The 24,272-nt window shown below is 64.5% G+C and carries 20 protein-coding genes and 2 tRNA genes; 9 read left to right on the top strand and 13 right to left on the bottom strand.

The genetic code is table 11. From position 1 onward, the window contains the following. The first annotated feature begins 117 nt into the window (after positions 1 to 117). The 4 genes from lon (at position 118) to GWG67_RS21815 (ending at position 4,086) form a co-directional block, all read left to right on the top strand. A complete protein-coding gene (gene lon, locus GWG67_RS21830; protein WP_275171332.1) occupies positions 118 to 2,541 on the top strand; it encodes an endopeptidase La in 2,424 nt (807 codons plus the stop codon). Positions 2,542 to 2,615: 74 nt separating this feature from the next. Then, a complete protein-coding gene (locus GWG67_RS21825) occupies positions 2,616 to 3,020 on the top strand; it encodes a GFA family protein (protein WP_275171394.1) in 405 nt (134 codons plus the stop codon). Between the two features lie 63 nt (positions 3,021 to 3,083). Then, positions 3,084 to 3,160, top strand: a tRNA-Val gene (locus GWG67_RS21820). 65 nt (positions 3,161 to 3,225) lie between these two features. After that, a complete protein-coding gene (locus GWG67_RS21815) occupies positions 3,226 to 4,086 on the top strand; it encodes a class I SAM-dependent methyltransferase (RefSeq protein ID WP_275171331.1) in 861 nt (286 codons plus the stop codon). Positions 4,087 to 4,208: 122 nt separating this feature from the next. On the opposite strand, the gene GWG67_RS21810 is transcribed toward GWG67_RS21815, so the two are convergent. The 6 genes from GWG67_RS21810 to GWG67_RS21785 form a co-directional block, all read right to left on the bottom strand. Next, positions 4,209 to 5,174: a cation diffusion facilitator family transporter gene (locus GWG67_RS21810; RefSeq protein WP_275171330.1), complete on the bottom strand. Its 966-nt coding sequence runs from the start codon at positions 5,172 to 5,174 to the stop codon at positions 4,209 to 4,211. Between the two features lie 2 nt (positions 5,175 to 5,176). Further along, positions 5,177 to 8,395 carry an efflux RND transporter permease subunit gene (locus GWG67_RS21805; protein ID WP_275171329.1) on the bottom strand — a complete coding sequence of 1,073 codons (3,219 nt, stop codon included), beginning with the start codon at positions 8,393 to 8,395 and terminating at the stop codon, positions 5,177 to 5,179. Further along, complete coding sequence (gene ihpB, locus GWG67_RS21800) at positions 8,388 to 9,365, bottom strand: divalent metal ion exporter adaptor subunit IhpB (RefSeq protein WP_275171328.1); 978 nt, start codon at positions 9,363 to 9,365, stop codon at positions 8,388 to 8,390. The genes GWG67_RS21805 and ihpB overlap by 8 nt, the downstream gene beginning before the upstream one ends. Beyond that, positions 9,362 to 10,636 carry a divalent metal ion exporter subunit IhpA gene (ihpA, locus tag GWG67_RS21795; RefSeq protein WP_275171327.1) on the bottom strand — a complete coding sequence of 425 codons (1,275 nt, stop codon included), beginning with the start codon at positions 10,634 to 10,636 and terminating at the stop codon, positions 9,362 to 9,364. The genes ihpB and ihpA overlap by 4 nt, the downstream gene beginning before the upstream one ends. A 58-nt stretch (positions 10,637 to 10,694) precedes the next feature. Then, positions 10,695 to 11,057 carry a hypothetical protein gene (locus tag GWG67_RS21790; protein ID WP_275171326.1) on the bottom strand — a complete coding sequence of 121 codons (363 nt, stop codon included), beginning with the start codon at positions 11,055 to 11,057 and terminating at the stop codon, positions 10,695 to 10,697. Between the two features lie 120 nt (positions 11,058 to 11,177). Further along, complete coding sequence (locus GWG67_RS21785; RefSeq protein WP_275171325.1) at positions 11,178 to 11,411, bottom strand: hypothetical protein; 234 nt, start codon at positions 11,409 to 11,411, stop codon at positions 11,178 to 11,180. A 352-nt stretch (positions 11,412 to 11,763) separates the two neighbouring features. Here GWG67_RS21785 and GWG67_RS21780 point away from each other — a divergent pair, with 352 nt between their 5' ends. After that, on the top strand, positions 11,764 to 12,657 hold the full coding sequence (locus GWG67_RS21780; protein WP_275171324.1) for a hypothetical protein: 894 nt from the start codon (positions 11,764 to 11,766) through the stop codon (positions 12,655 to 12,657). Positions 12,658 to 12,759: 102 nt separating this feature from the next. On the opposite strand, the gene GWG67_RS21775 is transcribed toward GWG67_RS21780, so the two are convergent. After that, positions 12,760 to 13,371, bottom strand: coding sequence for a MarR family winged helix-turn-helix transcriptional regulator (locus GWG67_RS21775; protein WP_275171323.1), 612 nt, complete (start codon positions 13,369 to 13,371; stop codon positions 12,760 to 12,762). Positions 13,372 to 13,605: 234 nt separating this feature from the next. Here GWG67_RS21775 and GWG67_RS21770 point away from each other — a divergent pair, with 234 nt between their 5' ends. Next, positions 13,606 to 14,661: an AraC family transcriptional regulator gene (locus tag GWG67_RS21770; RefSeq protein WP_275171322.1), complete on the top strand. Its 1,056-nt coding sequence runs from the start codon at positions 13,606 to 13,608 to the stop codon at positions 14,659 to 14,661. Between the two features lie 112 nt (positions 14,662 to 14,773). Here the strand turns inward: GWG67_RS21770 and pepT are convergent, their stop codons facing one another. From pepT to GWG67_RS21750, 4 genes are all read right to left on the bottom strand, one after another. Next, a complete protein-coding gene (gene pepT, locus GWG67_RS21765; protein ID WP_275171321.1) occupies positions 14,774 to 16,024 on the bottom strand; it encodes a peptidase T in 1,251 nt (416 codons plus the stop codon). Positions 16,025 to 16,126: 102 nt separating this feature from the next. Continuing rightward, positions 16,127 to 16,456, bottom strand: coding sequence for an HU family DNA-binding protein (locus GWG67_RS21760; RefSeq protein ID WP_275171393.1), 330 nt, complete (start codon positions 16,454 to 16,456; stop codon positions 16,127 to 16,129). A gap of 209 nt (positions 16,457 to 16,665) precedes the next feature. Then, a tRNA-Asp gene (locus GWG67_RS21755) sits at positions 16,666 to 16,742 on the bottom strand. Positions 16,743 to 16,902: 160 nt separating this feature from the next. Next, on the bottom strand, positions 16,903 to 17,106 hold the full coding sequence (locus tag GWG67_RS21750) for a hypothetical protein (protein WP_026232877.1): 204 nt from the start codon (positions 17,104 to 17,106) through the stop codon (positions 16,903 to 16,905). 257 nt (positions 17,107 to 17,363) lie between these two features. Here GWG67_RS21750 and GWG67_RS21745 point away from each other — a divergent pair, with 257 nt between their 5' ends. Continuing rightward, complete coding sequence (locus GWG67_RS21745) at positions 17,364 to 18,275, top strand: alpha/beta fold hydrolase (protein ID WP_275171320.1); 912 nt, start codon at positions 17,364 to 17,366, stop codon at positions 18,273 to 18,275. On the opposite strand, the gene GWG67_RS21740 is transcribed toward GWG67_RS21745, so the two are convergent. Further along, on the bottom strand, positions 18,272 to 19,564 hold the full coding sequence (locus tag GWG67_RS21740; protein WP_275171319.1) for an MFS transporter: 1,293 nt from the start codon (positions 19,562 to 19,564) through the stop codon (positions 18,272 to 18,274). The genes GWG67_RS21745 and GWG67_RS21740 overlap by 4 nt on opposite strands. 60 nt (positions 19,565 to 19,624) lie before the next feature. After that, complete coding sequence (locus tag GWG67_RS21735; RefSeq protein WP_275171318.1) at positions 19,625 to 20,815, bottom strand: aromatic ring-hydroxylating dioxygenase subunit alpha; 1,191 nt, start codon at positions 20,813 to 20,815, stop codon at positions 19,625 to 19,627. 202 nt (positions 20,816 to 21,017) lie between these two features. Between GWG67_RS21735 and GWG67_RS21730 the strand changes: the two genes are divergently transcribed. Further along, positions 21,018 to 21,530 (top strand): MarR family winged helix-turn-helix transcriptional regulator, encoded by a 513-nt coding sequence (locus tag GWG67_RS21730; protein ID WP_275171317.1) that lies wholly within the window; start codon positions 21,018 to 21,020, stop codon positions 21,528 to 21,530. Positions 21,531 to 21,744: 214 nt separating this feature from the next. After that, positions 21,745 to 23,997 carry a TonB-dependent siderophore receptor gene (locus GWG67_RS21725; RefSeq protein ID WP_275171392.1) on the top strand — a complete coding sequence of 751 codons (2,253 nt, stop codon included), beginning with the start codon at positions 21,745 to 21,747 and terminating at the stop codon, positions 23,995 to 23,997. The last annotated feature ends 275 nt before the right edge of the window (positions 23,998 to 24,272 follow it).

The raw sequence follows: 24,272 nt of genomic DNA, 5'->3' as shown, positions 1-24,272 counted from the left end.
GAGCCGGTCCAACCTCAAAAGGACCGACCGGTTTTGCCGATCACCTCGGCACCTTGTGGCGGTTGCGCATGAGCATGGCGGGCTGCGTGCAAGGGGGCAAAGCAAAAGGAAAAGGCCATGACCAATCCAAAACCCAGGCCAACCATCGTTCATGGCGAAACGCACGCTTATCCCGTGCTGCCGCTGCGCGACATCGTCGTCTTCCCGCACATGATCGTTCCGCTCTTCGTCGGCCGCGAGAAGTCGATCCGCGCGCTCGAAGAGGTGATGAAGAACGACGCGCTGATCATGCTCGCGACCCAGAAGAACGCGTCCGACGATGATCCGGCACCCGATTCCATTTACGAGACCGGTACGCTTGCCAGCGTGCTCCAGCTCTTGAAGCTTCCCGACGGCACCGTGAAGGTGCTGGTCGAAGGGCTCGAGCGGGCGCGCGTGCAGAAGTACACCGATCGCGCCGACTATTACGAAGCAACGGCGATTGCGCTCGCCGACACCGATGCGAAGTCGGTCGAGGCGGAGGCCATGGCGCGCTCCGTCGTGTCCGACTTCGAGAGCTACGTGAAGCTCAACAAGAAGATCTCGGCCGAGGTCGTCGGCGTCGTGCAGGCGATCACTGATTTCGCCAAGCTTGCCGACACCGTCGCCTCGCATCTCGCCGTCAAGATCGCGGATCGCCAGGGCATCCTGGAGACGCTGTCGGTCACGCAGCGCCTCGAGAAGGTGCTGGGCCTGATGGAGAGCGAGATCTCGGTGCTCCAGGTCGAGAAGCGCATCCGCTCGCGCGTCAAGCGCCAGATGGAGAAGACCCAGCGCGAGTACTATCTCAACGAGCAGATGAAGGCGATCCAGAAGGAGCTCGGCGACGACGACGGTCGCGACGAGCTCGCCGATCTCGAAGAGAAGATCTCCAAGACCAAGCTCTCCAAGGAAGCGCGCGAGAAGGCGCAGCATGAATTAAAGAAGCTGCGCCAGATGTCGCCGATGTCCGCGGAAGCGACCGTCGTGCGCAACTATCTGGATTGGCTGCTGTCGATCCCGTGGAATAAGAAGTCCAAGGTGAAGAAGGATCTGGAGGCCGCGCAGGCGGTTCTGGATGCCGATCACTATGGGCTGGAGAAGGTCAAGGACCGCATCGTCGAGTATCTCGCCGTGCAGTCGCGCGCCAATAAGCTGACGGGCCCGATCCTGTGCCTCGTCGGCCCTCCCGGTGTCGGCAAGACCTCGCTCGGCAAGTCAATCGCGAAGGCGACGGGGCGCGAATTCGTCCGCGTCTCGCTCGGTGGCGTGCGTGACGAGGCCGAGATCCGCGGTCACCGTCGCACCTATATCGGTTCGATGCCCGGCAAGATCATCCAGTCGATGCGGAAGGCGAAGTCGTCCAATCCGCTGTTCCTGCTGGACGAGATCGACAAGATGGGCGCCGATTTCCGCGGCGATCCGTCCTCGGCGCTGCTCGAGGTTCTTGACCCCGAGCAGAACGCGACCTTCAACGACCACTACCTCGAGGTCGACTACGATCTGTCTAACGTGATGTTCATCACGACCGCGAATACGCTCAATATTCCCGGCCCCCTGATGGACCGCATGGAGATCATCCGGATCGCGGGCTACACCGAGAACGAGAAGGTCGAGATCGCGCGCAAGCACCTGATCCCGAACGCGGTGTCCAAGCATGGCCTGGACTCCAAGGAGTTCTCGATCGACGACGACGCGCTGCTGCTTCTGATCCGCCGCTACACCCGCGAAGCGGGCGTGCGTAACCTGGAGCGTGAGCTCTCCACACTCGCCCGCAAGGCGGTGAAGGAGCTGATGATCTCCAAGAAGAAGTCGGTCAAGGTCACCGAGAAGACTCTGGAAGAGTTCCTCGGCGTCCCGAAGTACCGCTTCGGCGAGATCGAGAGCGAGCCGCAGGTCGGCATCGTCACCGGACTTGCCTGGACCGATGTCGGCGGCGAGTTGCTGACGATCGAAGGCGTCATGATGCCCGGCAAGGGCAAGATGACGGTCACGGGCAATCTGCGCGACGTGATGAAGGAGTCGATCTCGGCAGCGGCGTCCTACGTCCGCTCGCGCGCGATCGTCTACGGCATCGAGCCGCCGCTGTTCGACCGGCGCGACATCCACGTGCACGTGCCGGAAGGCGCGACGCCGAAGGACGGTCCGTCGGCGGGCGTGGCGATGGCCACCGCGATCATCTCGGTCATGACCGGCATCCCGGTCCGCCACGATGTCGCGATGACCGGCGAGATCACGCTGCGCGGCCGCGTGCTGCCGATCGGCGGCCTGAAGGAGAAGCTGCTGGCTGCCGCCCGCGGCGGCATCAAGACGGTGCTGATCCCCGAGGACAACGCCAAGGATCTCACGGAGATTTCCGATGCGATCAAGGGCGGCATGGAGATCATCCCGGTCTCCCGCCTCGACGACGTCGTCGCCAAGGCTCTGGTGAAGAAGCCGGTGCCGATCGTCTGGGAAGAGGACACCAAGGTTACGGTGAAGCCGGACGGCGACGAAGCCGCTGGCGGCCTGACCGCTCACTGAGATCGCAGCTCGAAAAAGATGATAAAACGGCGCCTTCGGGCGCCGTTTTTGTTTGGGGGCAGCGGATGACGACAATGCACATCGACGGGCAATGCCATTGCGGCCAGATCACCTTTGAAGCGGAGATCGATCCCGAGACGGTGTCGGTCTGCCACTGCCGGGACTGCCAGACCCTGACGGGCTCGCCGTTCAGGGTGACCGCGATCTGCACCAAGGTCGACGTCAAGCTGACCAGCGGAACCCCCAGGATCTACGGCAAGCGTGGCGACAACGGCCGGATGCGCTTTCAGCACTTCTGTGCCGAGTGCGGTTCCCCGCTATTCACGAGCGGCGAGGGCGACCAGGAGGACGATTGGGGCATCCGCTGGGGCAGCATCCGCCAGCGCGACACATTGCGGCCCGTCAGGCAGATCTGGTGCCAGTCGGCGGCGGTCTGGACCGACGCGGTGCCACTGCTGCCGGGACGGCCGGGGGATTGAGGCCCAGGAATTGGCGTTCCGCGCTTGCCCGTTCGGGCTCGGTGGGGATAAAGAAGCGGCGAGGGGCGGTTAGCTCAGCTGGTTAGAGCATCTCGTTTACACCGAGAGGGTCGGGAGTTCGAATCTCTCACCGCCCACCACCATGCGCTCGCGCAGCGAGCGCGGCGTTGCGGGCCACCCCAGCGGGCCGTCATGCGGAGGCCCGATGCAGCAGCCAAGCGGACACGAGCAGAACGCCGATCAGATCGCTTACTGGAATGGCCCCAGCGGGCAGCGCTGGGCCGATCGCCATGCGGCGCAGGAGAGCCTGCTTGGGCCCATTGCCGAGGTGCTGATCGAGCGCGCCAGGCCGAAGCCGGGCGAGCGCGTCCTCGACGTCGGCTGCGGCTCCGGTGCGACGACGTTCGCCTTCGCAAAAGCGGTGGCCCCGAATGGCTTCGCGCTCGGGCTCGACGTCTCCGAGCCGATGCTGTCGCAGGCGCGTGCGTTTGCGCCAAAGGGCCTGCCGCTCGATTTCGTGCTGGCGGATGCGACGGTGCATTCGTTCGAGCCGGCGAGTTTTGACCTGCTGGCCTCGCGCTTCGGCGTGATGTTCTTCGCCGATCCGATCGCGTCTTTCACTAATCTCCGCCGCGCACTGAAGCCGACGGGGCGGCTCGCCTTCGCCTGCTGGCGCGAGCCGAAGGAAAATCCCTGGATGATGGCGCCGTTGATGGCGGTCTACAAACATGTGCCCAAGATGCCACCGGTCGGGCCGGACGAGCCGGGCCCGTTCGCCTTTGCCTCCGAAGAGCGCGTGACACGCATCCTGAAAGGCGCGGGCTTCGTCGACGTCGCGATGGAGCCGCACAATCTCGCGATGGATGTCGCGAGCGGCGGCGGGCTCGATGCCGCCGTCGAGGGCTCGCTCCAGATCGGCCCCGCCAGCCGCGCGCTGCAAGGCCATCCGCCGGAGACGTATGCCGCGGCAAAAGCCTCGATCCGCGAGATGCTCGCGCCCTTCCTGAAGGGGCAGAGCGTGGCGCTTCAGGGCGCGATCTGGATCGTGACGGCGAAGGCGGCGTAGGCACGCCTCACTCCACCGTCATTGCGAGGAGCTCTTGCGACGAAGCAATCCAGGCCGTGTCCGCGGAGGCAGTCTGGATTGCTTCGCTGCGCTCGCAATGACGAGTGGTGGACTGGCGAATCCTACACCACATCGTCCGGCGCCAGCGCGCAGCCGTTGTCGGGATGGGTCTCGACCTGAAGGGTGGTGTGGCCGATGCGGTGGGAGCTCTTCAGCATCTGCGCGGTCTCCATCAGGAATGCATCGCCGGCGCCGGTGGGCATGACGAGGTGGCAGGTCAGCGCCGTCTCGGTGGTCGAGATCGGCCAGACGTGGAGATCGTGGATCGCAGTGACGCCGGGCCTCCCCAGCAGAAGGATCTTGATCGCGGCAATGTCGGTGCCCTTGGGGGCCGCCGCCATCGACATGTCGATGGAGCCGCGGAGCAGGCTGGTGGTGCTCCAGAGGATGGTGGCGCAGATGACGAGGCTGGTGACGGGATCAAGCCAGAGCCAACCGGTCCAGATGATCAGCGCCGCCGAGATGACGACGCCGAGCGAGACCGCGGCATCGGCCGCCATGTGCAGATAGGCGCCTTCGATGTTGATGTCGTCCTTGCGTCCGCGCGCGAACAACATGGCGGTAAAACCGTTGATGAGGATGCCGATGCCGGCGACCACCATCACGGTGATGCCGGCGACCGGCTCCGGTTCACGCAGGCGCAAGAACGCTTCCCAGCCGATCGCGCCAGTTGCGACCAGCAGGAACACCGCGTTCGCCAGCGCCGCCAGGATGGTGGAGGCGCGCAGGCCATAGGTGAAGCGTCCGCTCGGGGCGCGCCGCGCCGCGATCGATGCGCACCAGGCCACGACCAAGCCTAGCACGTCGGAAAGATTATGGCCGGCGTCGGCAAGCAGGGCGGTGGAGTTGCCGATATAGCCGTAGACGGCCTCGGCCACCACCAGCGCGGTGTTGAGCGAGATGCCGATCGCGAACGCCTTGCCGAAACTGGCGGGCGCATGAACATGGGCGTGGCCAGGACCATGATCGTGACCGTGATCATGGCTGTGATCGTGGTGATGATGACCGTGATGGTCGTGGCTGCCCACCTCTAGCGCTCCCCGGAAGCTGCCAAATCAGGCGTCATTGTAGGCGTTTCGGCAGCCCCGTCACGGCGGAACAGCACGTAGAGGGCCGGCAGCACCAGGAGCGTCAGGACGGTCGAGGAGATGATACCGCCGATCACCACGGTTGCAAGCGGCCGCTGCACCTCGGCGCCGGCCCCGGTGGCAAGGGCCATTGGTACGAAGCCGAGGGACGCCACCAGCGCCGTCATCAGCACCGGACGCAGGCGTGTCAGCGCGCCCTCGCGGACCGCGTCGGCGACGGGGTGCCCCTCGCTGCGCAGCCGCTCGATGAAGGCGATGATGACGAGCCCGTTGAGCACGGCCACGCCCGACAGCGCGATGAAGCCGACGCCGGCGCTGATCGACAGCGGGATGCCGCGCAGCAGCAGCGCCATGACGCCGCCGGTCAGCGCCAGCGGCACGCCGGAGAACACGAGCGCCGCATCCGCCGCCGATCCCATGCCCATGAACAGCAGCAGGAACACCAGCAGTAGCGCCACCGGCACGACCAGCGTCAGCCGCTTGGTGGCGGAGACCAATTGCTCGAACTGTCCGCCCCAGCCGATCCAATAGCCCGGTGGCAGCTTGACCTTCTCCGCGACGGCTGCCTCCGCCTCGGTGACGAAGGAGCCGAGATCGCGCGCGCGGACATTGGCGGTGACGACGATGCGCCGCTTGCCGTTTTCGCGGCTGATCTGGTTGGGGCCGGGCGTCGCATCGACGGTTGCGACCGACGACAGTGGCACATAGCGCATCTGGGCGAGGGGCGGGGCGGGCAATGCCGTCCGGATTGGCGCACTGGACGTGGCTTCCTCGCCGGGCGGCAGCGGTATCGGGATCGCCCGGATGGCCTCGAGATTGCCGCGCAGGTGTTCCGGCAGGCGCACGACGATGTCGAAGCGACGGTCGCCCTCGAACAGCTTGCCGGCCGACTTGCCGCCCACCGCGATTTCGACAATGCCCTGCACCTCGCTGATGCTGAGCCCGTACCGGGCGAGCGCCTGGCGGTCGAGACGGACGGTGAGGATCGGCAGGCCAGAGACCTGCTCGATCTTGACGTCGCTGGCGCCACGAATACGGCGGATCGCCGCCTCCACCTGTTTTGCCGCGCCTTGCAGGATATCGAGATCGTCGCCGAAGACCTTGACGCCAACGTCGCTGCGCACACCAGAGATCAGCTCGTTGACACGGAACTGGATCGGCTGGGAGATTTCATAGGCGCTGCCGGGGATGTCGTCGGCGGCACGGTCGATGGCCTCGATCACGTCCGACTTGGGCCTGCCCGGGTCGGGCCATTCGGCGCGCGGCTTCAGCATGATGTAGCCGTCGGTCTGTGCCGGCGACATCGGATCGGTTGCGATCTCCGCGGTGCCGATGCGGGTGAAGAACTCCTTCACCTCCGGAATCTGCTTGATGCGCTTCTCCAGCGCTTTTTGCAGCTCCAGCGACTGGGTCAGGCTGGTGCCGGGAATCCGGATCGAGGCCAGCGCGACGTCGCCTTCGTCCAGGCTCGGAATGAACTCACCGCCCATGCGCGCGGCCGCAACGCAGCTTGCGACCACGATGATGGCGGCCATGATTGCGACGCTGAGGCGATTGTCGATCGCCAGCCGGAGCAGGGGGAGATAGGCGCGCTTCGCCAGCCGCATGAACAGGTTTTCGTGTTCGGACACCTTGCCGGTGACGAAGATGGCGACTGCCGCCGGGACGAAGGTGATTGAGAACAGCACCGCGGCGCCCAGCGCCATCAGCACCGTCAGCGCCATGGGCGTGAACATCTTGCCTTCGACGCCGGTCAACGTCAGCACCGGCAGGTAGACCACCGCGATGATCAGCGTTCCGAACAGGCTCGGCTTGATGACCTCGCTCGAACCGCGCCGGATCGCGCGCAGCCGTTCGGAGATCGTGAGCAATCCGCCTTTCTCGCGCTGGGCCTCGGCCAGCATGCGCAAGCAGTTCTCGACGATGATCACGGCGCCGTCGACGATGATGCCGAAATCGATCGCGCCCAGGCTCATCAGGTTCGCACTGACCCTGGTCTCGACCATGCCGGTGACCGTCATGGCCATGGACAGCGGAATGACGCAGGCTACCACGAGCGCGGCGCGGATGTTGCCGAGGATCAGGAACAGCACCGCCACGACCAGCGCCGCGCCTTCCAGCAAATTGTTCTCGACCGTGCGGATGGTGGCTTCGACCAGATCAGTGCGGTCGTAGACGGTCCGCGTCACGACACCGTCGGGCAGCGATTTGGCGATCTCCTCGAGCCGGGCCGCGACACGGCGTGCCACGGTGCGGCTGTTCTCGCCGATCAACAGCATGGCGGTGCCGAGCACGGTTTCCTCGCCATCGCGCGTCGCGGCTCCCGTGCGCAGGTCGCGGCCTTCGGTGACGGTCGCGATATCCCTGATCCTGACCGGATTGCCGCCGCGCGAGCCGATGACGATGTCCCTGATTTCGCCGACATTGCCGACCTGGCCCGGCGAGCGAACCAGATATTGTTCGCCGTTGCGCTCGATATAGCCGGCGCCGACATTGGCGTTGTTGGCGGCGAGCGCCGTCATGACGTCGCGAAAGCCGAGCCGGTAGGCCATCAGCTTGCCGGGATCGGGGAGCACGTGGAATTGCCGCTCGAAGCCGCCGATGGTGTTGACCTCGATCACCCCCGGCACGTTGCGAAGCTGCGGCTTGATGATCCAGTCCTGCACGGTGCGCAAATCGGTCAGCGAATAGTCGTGGCCGCCTTGGGTCTTCGCGCCCGCCTTCGCCTCGACGGTGTACATGAAGATTTCGCCGAGCCCGGTCGAGACCGGTCCCATCGCGACCTCGACGCCGGTCGGAAGCTGGTCCTTCACCTGCTGGATCCGTTCGCCGACGAGCTGGCGGGCAAAATAGATGTCGGTGCCGTCCTTGAAGACGACCGTCACCTGGCTCAGCCCGTAGCGCGACAGCGAGCGGGTGTAGTCGAGTTTCGGCAGACCGCCCATGGCGGTCTCGACCGGGAAAGTGATGCGCTGCTCGGTTTCCAGCGGCGAATAACCGGGCGCGCGGGTGTTGATCTGGACCTGGACGTTGGTGATATCAGGCACGGCGTCGATCGGAAGGCGCTGGAAATTCCAGGCGCCGAAGGCGATAGCGCCGAGCGCAAGCAGCAGGACCAGCCAGCGCTGCTGCAGCGAGACCGCGATGAGGCGCTCAATCATGCTCGGCCTCGCCCTTGCCCATCTCCGCCTTCACGACGAAGCTGTTTTCCGCGACGTAATGCTCGCCGGCCGATAGGCCGGCCCTGATCTCGACGTGGCGGGGATCGGAATCGCCAAGCTCCACCGGGCGCGCTTCGATCTTGTCGCCGTCCTCGCGGACGAACACGATGGTCCTGTTCTCCAGCGTCTGGATCGCGCTTCGGCGCACGGCGACCGCGACGTTGCGCGCGGCGAGGATCAGCCGTGCCGTGACGAACAGGCCGGGACGCAAGCGTCCGTCCGGATTTGGCAGCACCGCGCGCGCCAGCGCGGTCTGGGTCTCGCTGCTGCCGATCGGGGCCATGTAGGAGATCGTGCCCTTGATCTCGCCACGGCCGTCGTCGGGATCGATCAGCACCTCGTCGTTGAGGCGAACGCGCCGCAGGTCCTGTCGGTAGATCGACAGATCGACCCAGATGGTGGTGAGGTCGGCGACGACGAAGGCCGGCTTCTGCTCGGAGGCATATTCGCCGAGCGAGATCTGCCGCTCGATGATGGTGCCGGCAAGCGGCGCCTTGAGCTCGTAGACGGTGAGGCTCTGGTTGCTTTCGATCGTGGCGAGCAGATCGTCCTTGCCGACCTTGTCGCCGATGCGCTTCTGGATCGATTTCGCGACGCCTGGAAAGCGCGGCGTCACCTGCACCACGGCTTCCTGGTTGGCGCGCAGGATGCCGTTGAAGGCGAGCGTGTCGGTCAGCGTGACGCTCGCGGCTTCCGCCAGCGTCACGCCCGCGGCGGCAAGCTTGACGTCGGAGATGCGGATCCGGTCGGCGCCGTGCTCGTCCTGCTCGACATGGTCGTTCGGCTTCTCCGGCTTCTTGTCTGCGGCGTGTTCGGCATGCTCGATCCTGGCCGGACCGAGCAGGGAATAGCCGTAAGCGCCAAGTGCGGCGGCAACGAATGCGACGAGAATGGTGGAGGACGTCTTCATCGTGCGCTCTCCCGCGCCAGCGTGAAGGGATTGCCGACGAGGCCTTCGATGGTCGCCACCCCCGCGTGGAAATTCTGCAGCGCCTCCTGCTCGCGCAGCCGCGCCTGGGTGACGCTGGCCTGGGCGTCGAGCACTTCGAGCAGGCTGAAGCGGCCCTGGCCGTAGCCTTGCGCGATGGCATCCGAGGCTTCGGTGGCCTTGGGAATGGCGCTCTCGCGCAGCACCGCGAGCTCGCGCAGCGAGCCTTGGAGCGAGTCGTAGGCGCGGCCGGCGACCACGATCAGCGTGTTGCGGTTGGCCTCGCGCTCGGCCTTGGTCTTGGCAAGGCTTTCCTGCGCCGAGAGGATATTGCCCTGGTTCTGGTCGAACACGGGGATCGGCACCGAGACGGTGAGGCGCGCCGCGTTGTCATTGGTCTCGTTGAAATGGCGCCAGCCGGCGGCGATCCGGACGTCGGGGTAGGGCCGCAGCCGTGCCAGCAGCAGCTCCGCGTTGCGCTGGGCATAGATCGCGGTCCAGCGCACCAGCTGCGGATTGGCATCGATCGCGGCGACGACCGACTGGAATGTCGGGGGGCGTCCCATGGTGTCGAGCCGTCCGGAGACCTCGCCGAATTTCGGAGCCGCGTCGCCCATCAAGACCGCAAGCTCGCGCCGGGCGCTGGCCAGCGTCGCCTTGAACCGCTCGCGGTCGGCCTTTACGAGGGCGGATGCCACTTCCGCACGGCCGGTCTCGGCCGGCGAGGAGGCGCCGGCCTCGACGCGGCGGCGTAAAAGGGGTGTCAGCCGGTCAATGGCGGTGATCTGCTCGTCGAGGATCTGGATGCGCCGCTGTGCGCCGAGCACGCTGAGGAACGCGATCGCGGTCTCCGACAGCACCTCCAGCCTGACGGCCTTGCGCTGGATCGCGGCGACCTCGATGCCGGCGACGCCCGCTGCAATCCGCGCGTCGCGTTTGCCGAACAGCTCGAAGGCCTGGCTGATCTGGAGCGTGGTCTCGGCCGATCGCGTGCCGCGATAGATGCCGGACCCGAACGAATTGTCCTGTTCGTAGGTCAGCTCCGGATTGAGAAGTGCACCTGCCTGGATGCGCTGGCCCGTGGCGATGCCGACATCGCGCTCCGCCGCGGTCAGCCGCGGGCTCGTGGCCAGCGCGCGCGAGAGCGCACTCCGCATCGTCAGAGTCTGGGCGTGAGACGGCGCAAGCGCCGATCCGGCAATCAGACACGCTGCCGCGCACGCCAGGCGCGCGGCCATTCCCCTGCAAAACATGAAACCGACCTGTAAAGGATGAACCCCATGGGCGCGCGTGGCGCCCGCCCAAATCCGTTCAGGCCATACGTTTGGGAGGCGGGGAGTCGGTATCGGGAACGATGCCCGTGAGCCGGGGGGCGCGTTGCGGGCGCGATGCGGAGACGAGCCCGATCGATGAGACCGGTGGCGCCGGCTGAGTCACCGTCACGGAGAAGCAGCCATGACAATGATGGCCGCCCATGGCCTTGTGATCGTTGTGGTCTGTGGAGCCGTCGAGGACCGCGCTGATCTCCGAGCCGCCACCCGGCGTGGTGACGTCGATGTTGTGGAGACCATGCAGCGCTCCCGCGAGCAGGTAGACAACCGCGATCAGCACAGACAGCAGCCCGCGCCAGTTGCGCGGCCGGCATGATCCTGAGGGCTGGCGGTTCGCGAGCACGACGTCACTCTGGTTGCGGTCTGCGCCCGGCCTAGCATGAGGGCCGGAACAGTGTCGACCCGCAACATTGTTACGTCCCTGGAACAATTGCCGCAGCGATGGCGAAGGCGGCAGCTCTTCTCACTGGCGCGTGATCAAACTCAGCTGAGCATCGGCTGCCGCTCCGCGTGCTGCGTCCGGCATGTCGCCGGTGTGGCCGGCTTCGACCGTGACGACGGCGCGACAGCCGGCTTCCATGGCGCGTTCGAGCCATTTGATGGCTTCATCGATCCACTGGTCGTGGTGCTCGGGATCGGCGATTGCCTTTTCCCGGAATGCATCTGCCTGATGAAGGCACGCGGTCCTGCGATCCACGCTGCTCTCCCGATCCGGAAGTTCCGCCCCGACCGCATCCTTGATGATCGGCGAGCCGGCGTCGTTAACATAGGACAGGAACCGCCGCCCAAAAAGAAAGCCCCAGCCGGGACTGACCGGCTGGGGCTTTCGTGCTCACAAACTTCATCCTTGGGACTTGGACAGATAATCCGCAACGCGCCGGTTCGTTCCCGCAGGTTCGGTCCAATTTGGAACGTTCCTTGTTCGTTGTGATTAGCGACGAGGAGAAACTGAGGAGGACAGACCATGGACGGATTGATTTATCTCATCGGCTTGATCGTGGTGGTCATGGCGATCTTGTCGTTCTTCGGCCTGCGCTGAGAGAGCGGCGATGACGATGGAAACTCTCATACGGGAAGACATCATGGAAGGCGGCGTCGTCGCTGCCGACGACCGGCGCACCATCCAGTGGAGCTCGGTCATCGCAGGCGCTTTGGCTGCCGGCGCAATGTCGTTCATCCTGGTCGGCTTTGGGGTCGCCGTCGGCCTGGGCGTCAGTTCAGCCTCGCCGACATGGCGCGATGCATCGGCGGCACTGGCTTTGCTGTCGGGGCTGTATCTGATCATCCAGGCGATCGTCAGCTTCGGCTTTGGCGGCTATATCGCCGGCCGGACGACGCGACCAGCCCCGGCGGTCACAACGATCGAAGACGACGGCGAACGGCGGGATGGGCTGCATGGGCTGATGTCCTGGGCGCTTGCCGTGCTGCTTGGTGCCGCGCTGCTCGCCATGCTCGGCGCGGCTGCGGTTGACCGTTCGCCGATGCGCAGTTCGGCCAGCAATACGTCCGCGGCCGAGCCTCTGTTGAGCTACGAGTTGGACAAGCTGTTTCGTGTAGCGCGGCGGCCCCCCAACACCGACCTCAGGGAACCTCGTGCCGAAGCCGGGCGCATCCTGATGACGTCATCGAGCCACAGCGGCGTCAGCACCGATGACCGGACCTACCTGGTGCAGCAGGTGGCCGCGCTGACGGGCCTCGCGGCACCCGACTCGGAACGACGGGTCGACGCGGCGATTGCGGATTCGAGGACGGCGATCAACCGGGCACGGCGTAACTCCATCATCGTCGCCTTCTCGGTTGCGGCAGCAGCCCTGATCGGGGCTGCGGTGGCCTGGGCTGCGGCGGTTGCCGGCGGCCGCCATCGCGACGGCGAGCCGCTGCCGAACTGGATGGCAAGCTCGAACCGCTTCCATCGCTCTCCGCGTGCGATGCCGGTGCCTTGACATGCAGGACGATGGCCGGGAGCGATCCCGGCCATGTTGCCTTGACGAGAACGGTAATACTTCTGTTGCCAGATCACTCAGGTGGGACATCGGATCACGACGTCACGCGGGCCTTGGGCCAGTTGCGGTAGCGCGCGCGAAAGTCGTGCAGAGAAGGTCGACCTCGCCGGCCGCGATCGGCGCGCGGTGAAGGCGGCACCGAAGCTCCGTGTTTGTCCGCGCCCGGCCATGGGACGGCCGCTTTATGCCAGATTCGGCGAGAAACATGCAGTCGCGGCAGGCGCCCACCGCCGGCTGACGATCCGCGGTATCGATGCGATTCAAGATTTTGCCAAGCGAGTCCCTTAGCCTGAGACATTCTTCGGGAATCAGCGAAGTGATTGCGTCCAACAAACCGTTGAGCGGATCGTGCAGGGCCAGAAGCCTCTCACCCTGAGAGGTCACGACAAGTGTCGTCGAGCGCCCGTCTCGTTTTGAAGGTCTTCGCGCCAGGTAAGACTTTGCTTCAAGGATCTTCACGATCTGCGAAGCGGTTGCCCTGGCCGTGCCAGTGAGGGCGGCAACCGCCGAGGGAGTTCGTGAAAACCTGTTGGCGCGCGACAGAAAACGCAGCACCATCCATTCCCGATCGTGCAATCCCTGTCGATCGTTTCCGAAATAGCAGATTTTCACCGCTTGAACCAGCAGCTCAACCGTTTCACGCTCCAGCGCCATGGTCTATCTGGCCCGGGGCTTCGGTTCTTCAGGATGTCGAAGTGGTCTTTGCACTGCGGTCTCGCCCGGGGTCAGTTTCGTTGATCCAAATCAACGAAGATTGTCGTCGTCGCGATCCTGTGGAAACAGCGCGCGGGGCGATCGACCTCTCGTACGGGAGGATGGGAGGTCCGTCTTGCGATCAAGTGCCGAGAAATTGGCTTTTTGAGCCAACGTGCCAAGGCACGCCCTGCCATGCGCTATGTCAAACCCGATCGTCTCGGTGCTGTACCCAACTCGACAGGCGGGATTGCGAGGCTTGCGTGCGAGCGGATCCGCAAAGCCGGAAAGGACCTGGCGCGATTTGTGTCGAGAGCCGGATTGACGCTCGAGGTGATCGAGGATCCAAGTCATCGTCTCGGGGTGGAGACCCAGATCAAGTTGCTCGAAGCCGCCGCACGGGAGTTGCGTGACGATCATCTGGGGTTTCATTTGGCGCGGGATTTCGATCTCCGCCAGATCGGGCTGCTGTACTACGTCATGGCGTCATCGGAGAGTCTTGCCGAAGCGCTTCGGCACGCCGAGCGTTACTGCTCGCTCAACAATGAGGGCGTCCGCATCCGGGTCGGTTTCGGCCGCGCCGTCGTTGTCACGCTCGAGTACGTCAACGTGGAGCGTGGTTCGGACCGCCATCAGATCGAGTTCTGGTTCGCAGCCTTGATCCGCGTCTGTCGGCACTTGACCAACCGCCAATTGACGCCGCGCCAAATCAGAACGAGACACCATCGCACGACGGTGCCTCTCGACGTTCGTGCTCTTCTAGGCTGTGCCATCGACTTCGAAGCCGCCGCCGATGAGATCGTGTTTGCCGCCTCGGACGCGTGCTTGCTCTCCGTCGGTGCTGACGCTTATCTCAATCGGCTGCTGCTCGACTACGCGAATGAGGCACTCGGCAAGGGAAAGCTTTCCCGATCAACCCTTCGATTCCGCGTGGAGCAGTTGATCGTCCAGCTGCTGCCCCACGGCACGGCGAACGTAGGGGAAGTGGCCGGTCGCCTCGGCATGAGCCGCCGCACGCTGGCGCGGGGGCTGGCGGCGGAGGAAGAAACATTCTCCGAGCTTCTCGACCGGATCCGAGCAGCTTTGGCCGAGCGATACCTGCGGGAGCGGGAACTACCGATCTCCCAGATTGCGTGGCTGCTCGGTTACCGGGAGGCCAGTTCTTTTACGAACGCCTTTGTCCGGTGGACCGGATCGACCCCAAGGCGGTTTCGGGCGGACCACGCAATATCGCAGTGGCAGCAAGCGTAAGGAAAGCGCCAGCCTAAGTCTAAGCGACTGAAGCTTGCCATGCTCAAGATGTCGGTCCTCGAGACTTTTCGCGAAACGCGCTCCGCCTGCGATGACGGCATCCCGTCAGCCCTTACGCCTTCTCCTCCCAGATCATGGCGAGGTGGACGATCGTCTGGACCGCCTTCTCCATGTCCTGCCGGCTGACCCATTCGAGCCGGGAGTGAAACGCATGCTCGCCGGCGAAGATGTTGGGGCAGGGCAGGCCCATGAAGGACAGGCGGGAGCCGTCGGTGCCGCCGCGGATCGCGGTGCGCATCGGGCGCAGTCCAGCGCGGCGGATCGCTTCGATGGCGTATTCGAGAATGTGCGGGTGTCGATCGATCACCTGCTTCATGTTGCGGTACTGCTCCCGCACCTCGAATGTGTAGGTCGAGCGGGGAAAATCCTTCATCACGTCCTGGACGATGTTCTCGAGCAGGATCTCCTTTTCCTTCAGCCCTTCCTCCGTGAAGTCGCGCACGATGAAGGAAAGCGTCGCCTGCTCCAGCGCACCCTCGATGCCGATCGGATGCAGAAAGCCCTGCTTGCCTGATGTCGTCTCGGGCGAGCAGCCTTCGCGGGGCAGGCGCTCGACGATGGCGGCGGCGATCTTGATGGCGTGCTCCATCTTGCCCTTGGCATAGCCGGGATGGGCGCTGACGCCATTGATGGTGATGGTGGCGCCGTCCGCCGAAAAGGTCTCGTCCTCGACGCAGCCCGCGCTCTCGCCGTCCATGGTGTAGCCGAAATCGGCGCCGAGCTTCTTGATGTCGACATTGTCGACGCCGCGGCCAATCTCCTCGTCGGGCGTGAACAGGATCTTGATGGTGCCGTGCTTCACTTGCGGATTGTTGATGAAGAAATGCGCGGCATCCATGATCTCGGCCACGCCGGCCTTGTTGTCGGCGCCGAGCAGCGTGGTGCCGTCGGTGGTGATGATGTCGTTGCCGATCTGGTTCTTCAGCGCCGGATGCTCGGCGAAGCGGATCACCTGGCTGGTGTCGCCTGGGAGGGCGATATCGCCGCCGCGATAGTTCTTCAGGATCTGCGGCTTGACGTCCTTGCCGGTGACGTCGGGCGAGGTGTCCATGTGCGAGCAGAAGCAGATCACCGGCACCTTCTTGGTGGTGTTCGCCGGGATCGTTGCATAGATGTAGCCGTAATCGTCCAGATGAGCGTCCGCAACGCCCATGGCCTTCAGTTCAGCCGCGAGCACGCGGCCGAGGTCCTTCTGTTTCTCCGTCGAGGGCGAGCTCGGAGATTCCGGATCGGACTGGGTATCGATGGTGACGTAGCGCAGGAAGCGCTCGGTCACGGTATGCGAAAAGGTGAGGGAGGACATTTCTGGTCAAACCGCCGGGTCAGGGGAGAGAGGCGGTATACCAGAAAAGCAGGGCGCGGTGAGGCCGGAGGACGCTGATCAGGCTTAACGAAACGTGAGTGGTCAGATCGCCTCTTTCAGTTCCTTGACCGGGCGGAAGGCGACCTTCTTGCTGGCCTTGATGTGGATGGGCTCGCCGGTGGCGGGATTGCGGCCGGTGCGGGCGGCGCGCTTGCGGACCTGGAGGATTCCAAGCCCGACGATGCGGACGCGGTCGCCTTTCTTCAGGTGCTTGGTGATGAGCTCGACCATGTCGGTCAGGACGGCCTCGGCGCGCTTCTTCGAGAGGTCCTGGCTTTCCGCGATATCGGCGGCGAGGTGCTTGAGCGTGATGGTGGCGGGAGCGGCAGCCTTTTTCCCCAAGTCCTTCTTGGCCGAATCCTTCTTAGCCATGTCCTTCTTAGCCATATCTGGGCTCCTCAATCACAAGGGGGCCCCGGAAAAGCCGGTAAAGCGTGGGGTCCCTCCAAGTCCTGGAAGGCCTAGACGATTCGGGCTTGGGCTGACTATGGCGCGAGTTCTCGACGGATGCCGGCAATCGCCGTCAGAGCCGCGAAAGGCGTGTAGAAGTTTATTCTAAGGCTATGAAGGAATTGCCAAAATGGCGCGAGAGACGGGGCTCGAACCCGCGACCTCCGGCGTGACAGGCCGGCGCTCTAACCAACTGAGCTACTCCCGCGTGGTTCGCTGAAAGCGCGCGGAACGAGGGGGACTTAAAGGCGGGGCTGGGTGAAGTCAAGGACGTTGCGCTTCGCCGGCAGGTCTCGGCTAAGCATTGCTCTGGAAAACGAAAAAAGGCCGCCAGGCGGCGGCCTCTGTCAGCCCGGAGCGGGGCGGTGTCAGCGGATCTCCGACGTCCCGGCGCTGGTCACGACGACGGGCTTGCCGGCCTTGATTACGTGGGCGGACTGGGCGGTCTGGCTGTAATCGGCATTGGTGCGAGCTGCGATCCCGAAGCCGGCCACCGTGATGCCGGCCACCAGCGCCACCACCACGATCTTCAGGTGGGTCGCACGATCAGCAGAATGAATGGAGTGGTTCATGTGAGCCTCCCGACGGGCTTTGCCGCCGTCTATGGCTCTTCTTGTAAGGACGGTCTGTTTCCGGATGGTTTCGCGGGTTCCGCAAAACGGTTTCATCCGGCCGTTTGTCTGGTTTCGCCTGCGGGCGGCGGGAGCGCCTTAAGCGATCTTACCTGGCGCGTAATCGCGGAGGTGATCCCGCCTGGTCATGATCGTTTTCATCGGCCGAGACCGATGGGCCGACAGATCCGCAAGGGTATCGGCAAGGGAGAAGCGCCATGAACCGTCGAACCGTCCTCGAAGCCACGTTGTTTGGGACCGCCTTCGCGGCAGCGTCTGGTGCGAGCGCGCCAGTGGCAGCAGCGGCCCAGCGGAATGAACGGCCGTCCTTTGTGACGGCCAGGGACGGCACAAAACTCTTCGTGCAGGATTGGGGCAGCGGCCGACCGGTGCTGCTGCTTTCGGCATGGACGTTCAACGCTAGCACGTGGGGCAGCCAGATTGCCGCCCTCAACGCAAATGGCTTCCGCTGTGTTGCGCCCGACAGGCGCGGGCATGGCCGGTCCGAGATGCCGTCCGCGGGTTATGACCTGAACACGCTGACTGACGACGTCGCCGCGTTGATCGAGGCGCGTGACCTGCGCGACGTGACACTGGTCGGCTTCTCGATGGGGACGGCCGAGGCGGTGAACTATCTCGGACGATACGGATCGGACCGGATCGCAAGGGTGGTGCTGGTTGCGCCGACGACGCCATTCCTGATCAAGACCGAAGACAATCCGGATGCGGTGCCGAAGGCAATGATCGAGGCAGACAACGCGGCCATCGCGCGCGACTTCCCCAAATGGATTGCGGCGAACGAAGCGCCGTTCTTCACTGCCGAGACACCCGAGATCACGCGGACCTGGATCCGCGAGATGATGCTGAGCGTGCCGTTGCCGGTGGCGCTGGCCTGCCGCAAGGCCATCGCGTTCGCCGATCTCCGAGCGGCAGCTGCCAAGATCGATCGCCCGACGCTGATCGTTCAGGGCGACAAGGATGCCAGCGCGCCGCTGCCGTTGACCGGTGCAAAGACGGCAAAACTAATCAAGGACAGCAAGCTGACCGTCTACGAAGGCGGCCCGCATCCGCTGCCGCTGACGCACAGCGAGCGCCTGATCGCGGACATGCTGGCGTTCATGGGCGCCTAGCTCGCTCGCCTGATGTCGGTGCGGATGGTTTGCGCTGCCCAGACGAACAGGAGCGCCCCCAGCGTGGTCGTGACCGCCGCCGAGAGCAGGGAATAGCGCACCGCGTCGGCGCCATAAGCGCCCTTCAGGGCGTCGTTGACCACGCCCACGGCGAGCGGGCCGACGCCCTGGCCGAAGCAGGTGGCGGTGAGCGCGATGAGGGCGGAGGCCAGCGCCCGCATGCTCGGCTTCGCCACGGTCTGCGCGATCGCGAAGATCGGTCCGAGATGGAAGCCGACCAGGAACGAGGTCAGCGCCAGCATGCCCACCATCATCGCAAAGTCCTGCGTCAGCATGCAAAGCGCGAACACCGGCCCGGCAAGGCCCGAAGTGATGGCGGGCGCCCACAGCTTCCAGCGGTCGTCGCGGCGGCTGACCTGCGCCACCACGAAGCCGCCGAGCAGGGTGCCGGCCATGCCGGCGAGGCCCTTGAAGGTGCCGGCATAGGTGCCGATCTCGGCGCTCGACAGATGGTGCACGCGCGCCAGGAACGGCGGTATCCAGGCCGCGGTCGCGTAGTTCGTGTAAGTGGTGAGACAGAAGCCGATCAGCACGATGATGAAGCTCTGCTGCGAGGCCAGGAAGCGCAGCGTCGGCCCGAGCGGCTCGGGCACGAAATTCTCCTGCATGGCGCCGCGCTTCGGCTCGGAGATCGTCAGCCACAGGACAATAGCGAGCAGGATGCCGGGCAGGCCCGCGACGTAGAACGCCATCCGCCAGCCATAGTGCTGGTTGACGTAGCCACCGACGAAATAGCCGAGGAAGACGCCGAGATAGGTGCCGACGGCGTAGATGCCGAGCGCGCGCGGACGCTCATTCTTGGCGAAGAGATCAGCGACGATCGATTGCGAGGCGGGAGACCCCGCGGATTCGCCAATGCCGACGCCGATCCTCGCCAGCGCCAGCGACGTGACGCTCGAAGCCGCGCCGCACAACGCCGTCATCGCGCTCCAGAACGCCAAGGCGACGGCGACGATGTTGCGTCGGTTGAGCCGATCGGCGACCCGCGCGATGGGAATGCCGAGCAGGGAATAGAACAGCGCGAAGCCGAAGCCCGCGAGCAGGCCCATCATGGTGTCGCTGAGCTGAAACTCCTTCTTGATCGGCTCGATCAGGACGTTGAAGATCGTGCGGTCGAGGAAGTTCAGCGCGTAGATGATGGTGAGCAGGCCCAGCACGTAATAGCGCCGCGCCGAGGGTTTTGCCGCGGCGGCCGTTTGCACCGACATCTGTGACGTTACATCGACCATCGCTTCCCCCAATTAGTCTTTGTTATCGTTGTCGGTCCAGCCTTGATTGGAGCTGGCAGGTCAGCCCTCGCGGATGTAATTCCCCGCTTCGAATTCGACGGGAGGCGCGCTTGCATCGAAGGAGATGCCGATCGGATCGCGGCCTGCTTCGATCGTTTCGAGCTGGTCACTCAGCATGCGCCGGATCATGAGGATTCCGCGGTCGCTCTGGCCGAAATGTTCCTCCGAATGGATGGTCTGCGGTCCCTGGCCGACCTGAGCCTCGTAATCGCCCGGAAATTGCTGGTGCTCTTGCTCGGTCATCTCCCACCAGAATCTGCCGTTGAATTTCGAGCGCATGCGGCCGATGTCGCCGGCGTTCTTGACGCGGCCGGCGACATAGATGCGGAACGAGGTGTCGTCGATCGGCAGCGTCCAGCCGATCGACTCGACGCGGGCGAATTGCGCCACGCGCGGGTTTGGAACGACCCGCAAGGTGGGGAGCGCCGCCTCGGTGACGCGGTAAAACACACGGCCGTCATCCTGCTTGCGGATCGAACGCACGGCGATCCCGCGCGGCGTCTTGTCGAACGTCACCTCCGGCATCGACGCCATCATGTTGGTGAATTGCGGACCCGAGAACGAGCCGTGCAGCACCGGCACGTGGTAGGGATCGACCACATTCTCGAAATGCTGAAGCCAGTTGCAGGGGATGATCGCGGGACCACCGCCGCCGATCGAGGAATCGTCGGCCTCGACGAACTCGCCGTCGTCCATGGTCTCCAGGCATTCATAGGCCGGCAGCACCGGGCGTTTCTCGGCCGCGCCCATATAGGCGAAGATCAGCCCGTAGCGTTCCTCGACCGGATACCAGGGCTGGCGCACCTTGTCCTTGAACCGGCCGCCGTCGGGCTCGCAGGGCTGCTCCAGGCAGTGACCCTCGGTGTCGAACTTCCAGCCGTGATAGCAGCAGCGGATGCCGTCCTCCTCGACCTTGCCATAATAGAGCGTGGTGCCGCGGTGGCAGCAGCGGGCGTGCAGCAGACCGGCGCGGCCGTGCCTGTCGCGGAACAGCACCAGGTCCTCGCCGAGCGCGCGGACCTTTTTCGGCGTGTCGGTGGCGTCACTGACAAGCCCGACCGGATGCCAGTAACGTCGCAGCAGTTCGCCCATCGGCGTGCCGCGCATGACCGAAGTGAGCTCGGTGCGCGTCTGCGCCGGCTTCATCGCATAGGCCGTTCCGAGATCGCGATCCCGCTGGGTGATGCTCATACCGGTCCTCCCGTAGTCGGCCGCTCCGGCCGGGCTTTTTTTGATGCCTTGTACCCAGTGAAGGGTAGATCGATGACAATGTCAACGATAATCCAAGTGCCTCTTAGTCGCATTTAACGAGGCCGGCGAACGGCGGCCGCCTGGGTTTGGCCCCGCCCTGCTTGGGCTTGGCATGCTTCGCCTTTCTTGGCAGAGGTGGATCATGAGCCAGACCGAGAGCAGGGGCGGGTCGTCGCCCGAGACGGACGAGGGCGATCCGCCTGCGCCGATCACCGTGATGCTGTCGTCGCGGCTGATGGTGCTGGCCAATTTGCTCAAGCGCGGCGCCATCCTGCGCTACAAGCGTCTCGCCGGATTGTCATCGGTCGAGTTCGGCCTGGTCGCCTCGCTCGGGCGGCGGCCGCCGATGAGCGTGGCGCGGCTTGCGGAAGCCGTCGGCCAGGACAAGGGGCAGATCAGCCGCGCGCTTGCGGAACTCGTATCGCGCAAGCTGATCGCGAAATCAGCGAACCCGAAAGACAGCCGCGAGGTTCTGGTCTCGCTAACCGCAACGGGCCTTGCGGCGCATGATGCGATCGTCGCCGGCGCGCAGGAGCGCAATCGGCGCTTGCGCGAACATCTGAGCGAAGCCGAGTTCGAGGCGCTGCTGCAGCAGGTCGATCAATTGACGGCGATCGCCGCCGAGATGCTCGAGAGCGAGAAGACTTCGCGCTGACGTTTCGGCAATCCCGGAACATGCTGGATCACTTCCAAGAACCTTTCCAAGAACCCTTCCAAGACTCTTTCTAAGACTCTTTCTAAGAGGCTTTCAATTAGGGAATTCGCGCGCGCTCCCCTAAGCGTCACCGCAAGCGCATGCCGTCACGGGACTGACGGTGTGTGCAAATCAAAACACGCAGTTTTGGGGTTGCGCGTTGAACAGTCTGGGAATGCTGCGGTCGGCCGTATTGGCGACCGCATCCGCTTGGGTCTTGGTGCCGCAGGCGTCGCTTGCACAATCTGCTGCGCAGAGTGGCGCGCAGAACATTCCGTCGGTGACCGTCACCGCGCCGGAAGCGCGCCGCCGGGCGGCGCCCTCCGTCCAGCGCCGCGCGCCGCGATCATCCCAGCAGACCGCCAACCGAAGCAGGCCGCAGCCGCAGCGTAATGTCGGTTTCATCGAGACCCCGCTCGGTCCGGTGCACGGCTACGTCGCCGGCCGCAGCTCGTCCGGCACCAAGACCAACACGCCGATCATGGAAACGCCGCAGGCGGTTTCGGTGATTGGCGCGGAGCAGATCCGCGACCAGAAGGCGAACAAGCTCGACGAGGTCCTGCGCTATACCGCCGGCGTCCGCGCCGGGACCTTCGGCGCGGACACGCGCAACGACTGGTGGCTGATCCGCGGCTTCAAATCCGACGATATCGGACTGTTCCTCGACGGCATGCAGCTGTTCTACACGTCCTATGCGAGCTGGAAGCTCCAGACGCCCAACATGGAGCGCGTCGAGGTGCTGCGCGGTCCATCGGCCGTGCTCTATGGCGGATCGAGCCCGAGCGGCATCGTCAACGTCATCAGCAAGATGCCGCCCGCGGAGCCCGTCCGTTTCATCGAGACCGGCGTCAACAGTTTCGGCAACGCCTATGTCGGCTTCGATGTCGGCGGTCCGGTCGCGACGAGCCCTGACAACGGCAAGCTGTTCTACCGTGTCGTCGGCCAGGTCCAGAACGGCCCCACGCAGGTCAATTTCACGCCGGATAACAACTACTTCATCGCGCCGTCGGTGACCTGGAAGCCGGACGCCGACACGACGTTCACGGTGCTGGCTTCAGCTTCCCGGCAGGAAACCCGTGGCATCAACTTCCTGCCCTATGAGGGCACGGTGACCAACGCTCCATTCGGCAAGATCCCGACCAGCTTTTTCGCCGGCGATCCCAGTGTCGACAAGTTCACGCGCGAGCAGGAGATGCTGGGCTATCAGTTCGAGCGCAATCTCACCGACGATTTGACGTTTCGGCAGAATGCGCGCTTTGCCCATGTCGACGTGACCTATCGCGGCTACATCGGCAACAATTGGGCTGACATCAACACGGCCAGTCTCGGTCGCTATAATTGGTACGCGAAGAACACCGCCAACCAGGCCAATCTCGACAACCAGCTGGAGTACCGCTTCAACACCGGCGCGGTGCGGCACACGATGCTGTTCGGGGTCGATTTGAAGGGCTACCAGATCGACGACTATCAGGCGTTCAACTTCGGCACGGTTCCTCCGGTCAACGTCTTCAATCCCGCCTATGGACTTGATATTCCCTTGACGGGCGCACCGTTCCGAAACTTCCAGATCACGCAGAAGCAGGCCGGCACCTATCTGCAGGACCAGATGAAGCTCGGCAACTTCACGCTGGTGCTGAGCGGCCGCAATGATTGGGTCGAGACGACGCAGGCTGCACGTGATACCGGCGCCACGCTTGCCAGCCGCGACGACAGCAGGTTTAGCGGACGCGCCGGGCTGATCTACAATTTCGACAGCGGCATCGCGCCCTATGTGTCCTACGCCACAAGCTACAATCCGATCATCGGCCTCAACGCGCAAAACCAGCTGTTCCTGCCGGAGACCGGCCAGCAGACGGAAATCGGCGTGAAGGTCGCGCCGCGGGGATTTGACGGCTACTTCACCGCCTCGGTGTTCGACCTGAAGCGCCAGAACGTGGCAACCACCGATCCTGTCGTCACGACGTTGCAGAACCAGACCGGCGAGGTGACCTCGCGCGGCATCGAGCTCGAAGCGGTGGCGAACGCCACGCGTGAGCTGAAGCTGATCGGCTCGTTCACGGCCTACCATTTGTTCAACAGCAGGGATCTGGACCCGTCGTTGGTCGGGAAGACCCCGACCAACACGCCTGAGCTCCTGGTGTCCGGCTGGGCGGACTACACCTTCAAGGACGGGCCGCTCGCAGGGTTCGGTTTCGGCGGCGGTGTCCGCTATATCGGTTCGTCGTGGGCGGATACCGCCAATACCCTCGAGGTTCCCGCAGTCGTGCTCGGCGATCTCGCGCTCCACTATGAGTGGCAGAACTGGCGCACCGCGCTGATCGTGGTCAATTTGACCGACAAGATCTACGTCGCCAGCTGTGCGGCGGCAGCCTCCTGCTTCTACGGCGACCGCCGGCGCGTGACCGCCAGCGTCTCCTACAAATGGTGAGGCAAATGACGAGAACAGGCGAGGGAAGGCCTTCGTGAGAGCCTGACCGGCTCGTCACCGGCTTCCACCACGAGATCGATGAGCTCGCGGGCGATGCCCCCCGGCCCGAAGCTCATGCGAGCGCGGCGCGCGACGACCCAGCCACGTCGCCGCCGCGCTCGCCACCGATTTCCGCTGCGGCGGAAGCGGGCGCCGCCCGCCGACGCATTCGCCAGACGAGCCCGGGTCCGATCGTGATGCATGGCTCCCGGATCGCTCGCCCGATAATGGGCGCG

Source organism: Bradyrhizobium sp. CSS354, assembly GCF_029051725.1.
Classification (GTDB): domain Bacteria; phylum Pseudomonadota; class Alphaproteobacteria; order Rhizobiales; family Xanthobacteraceae; genus Bradyrhizobium.
This window is presented reverse-complemented; position numbering and strand designations above follow the sequence as displayed.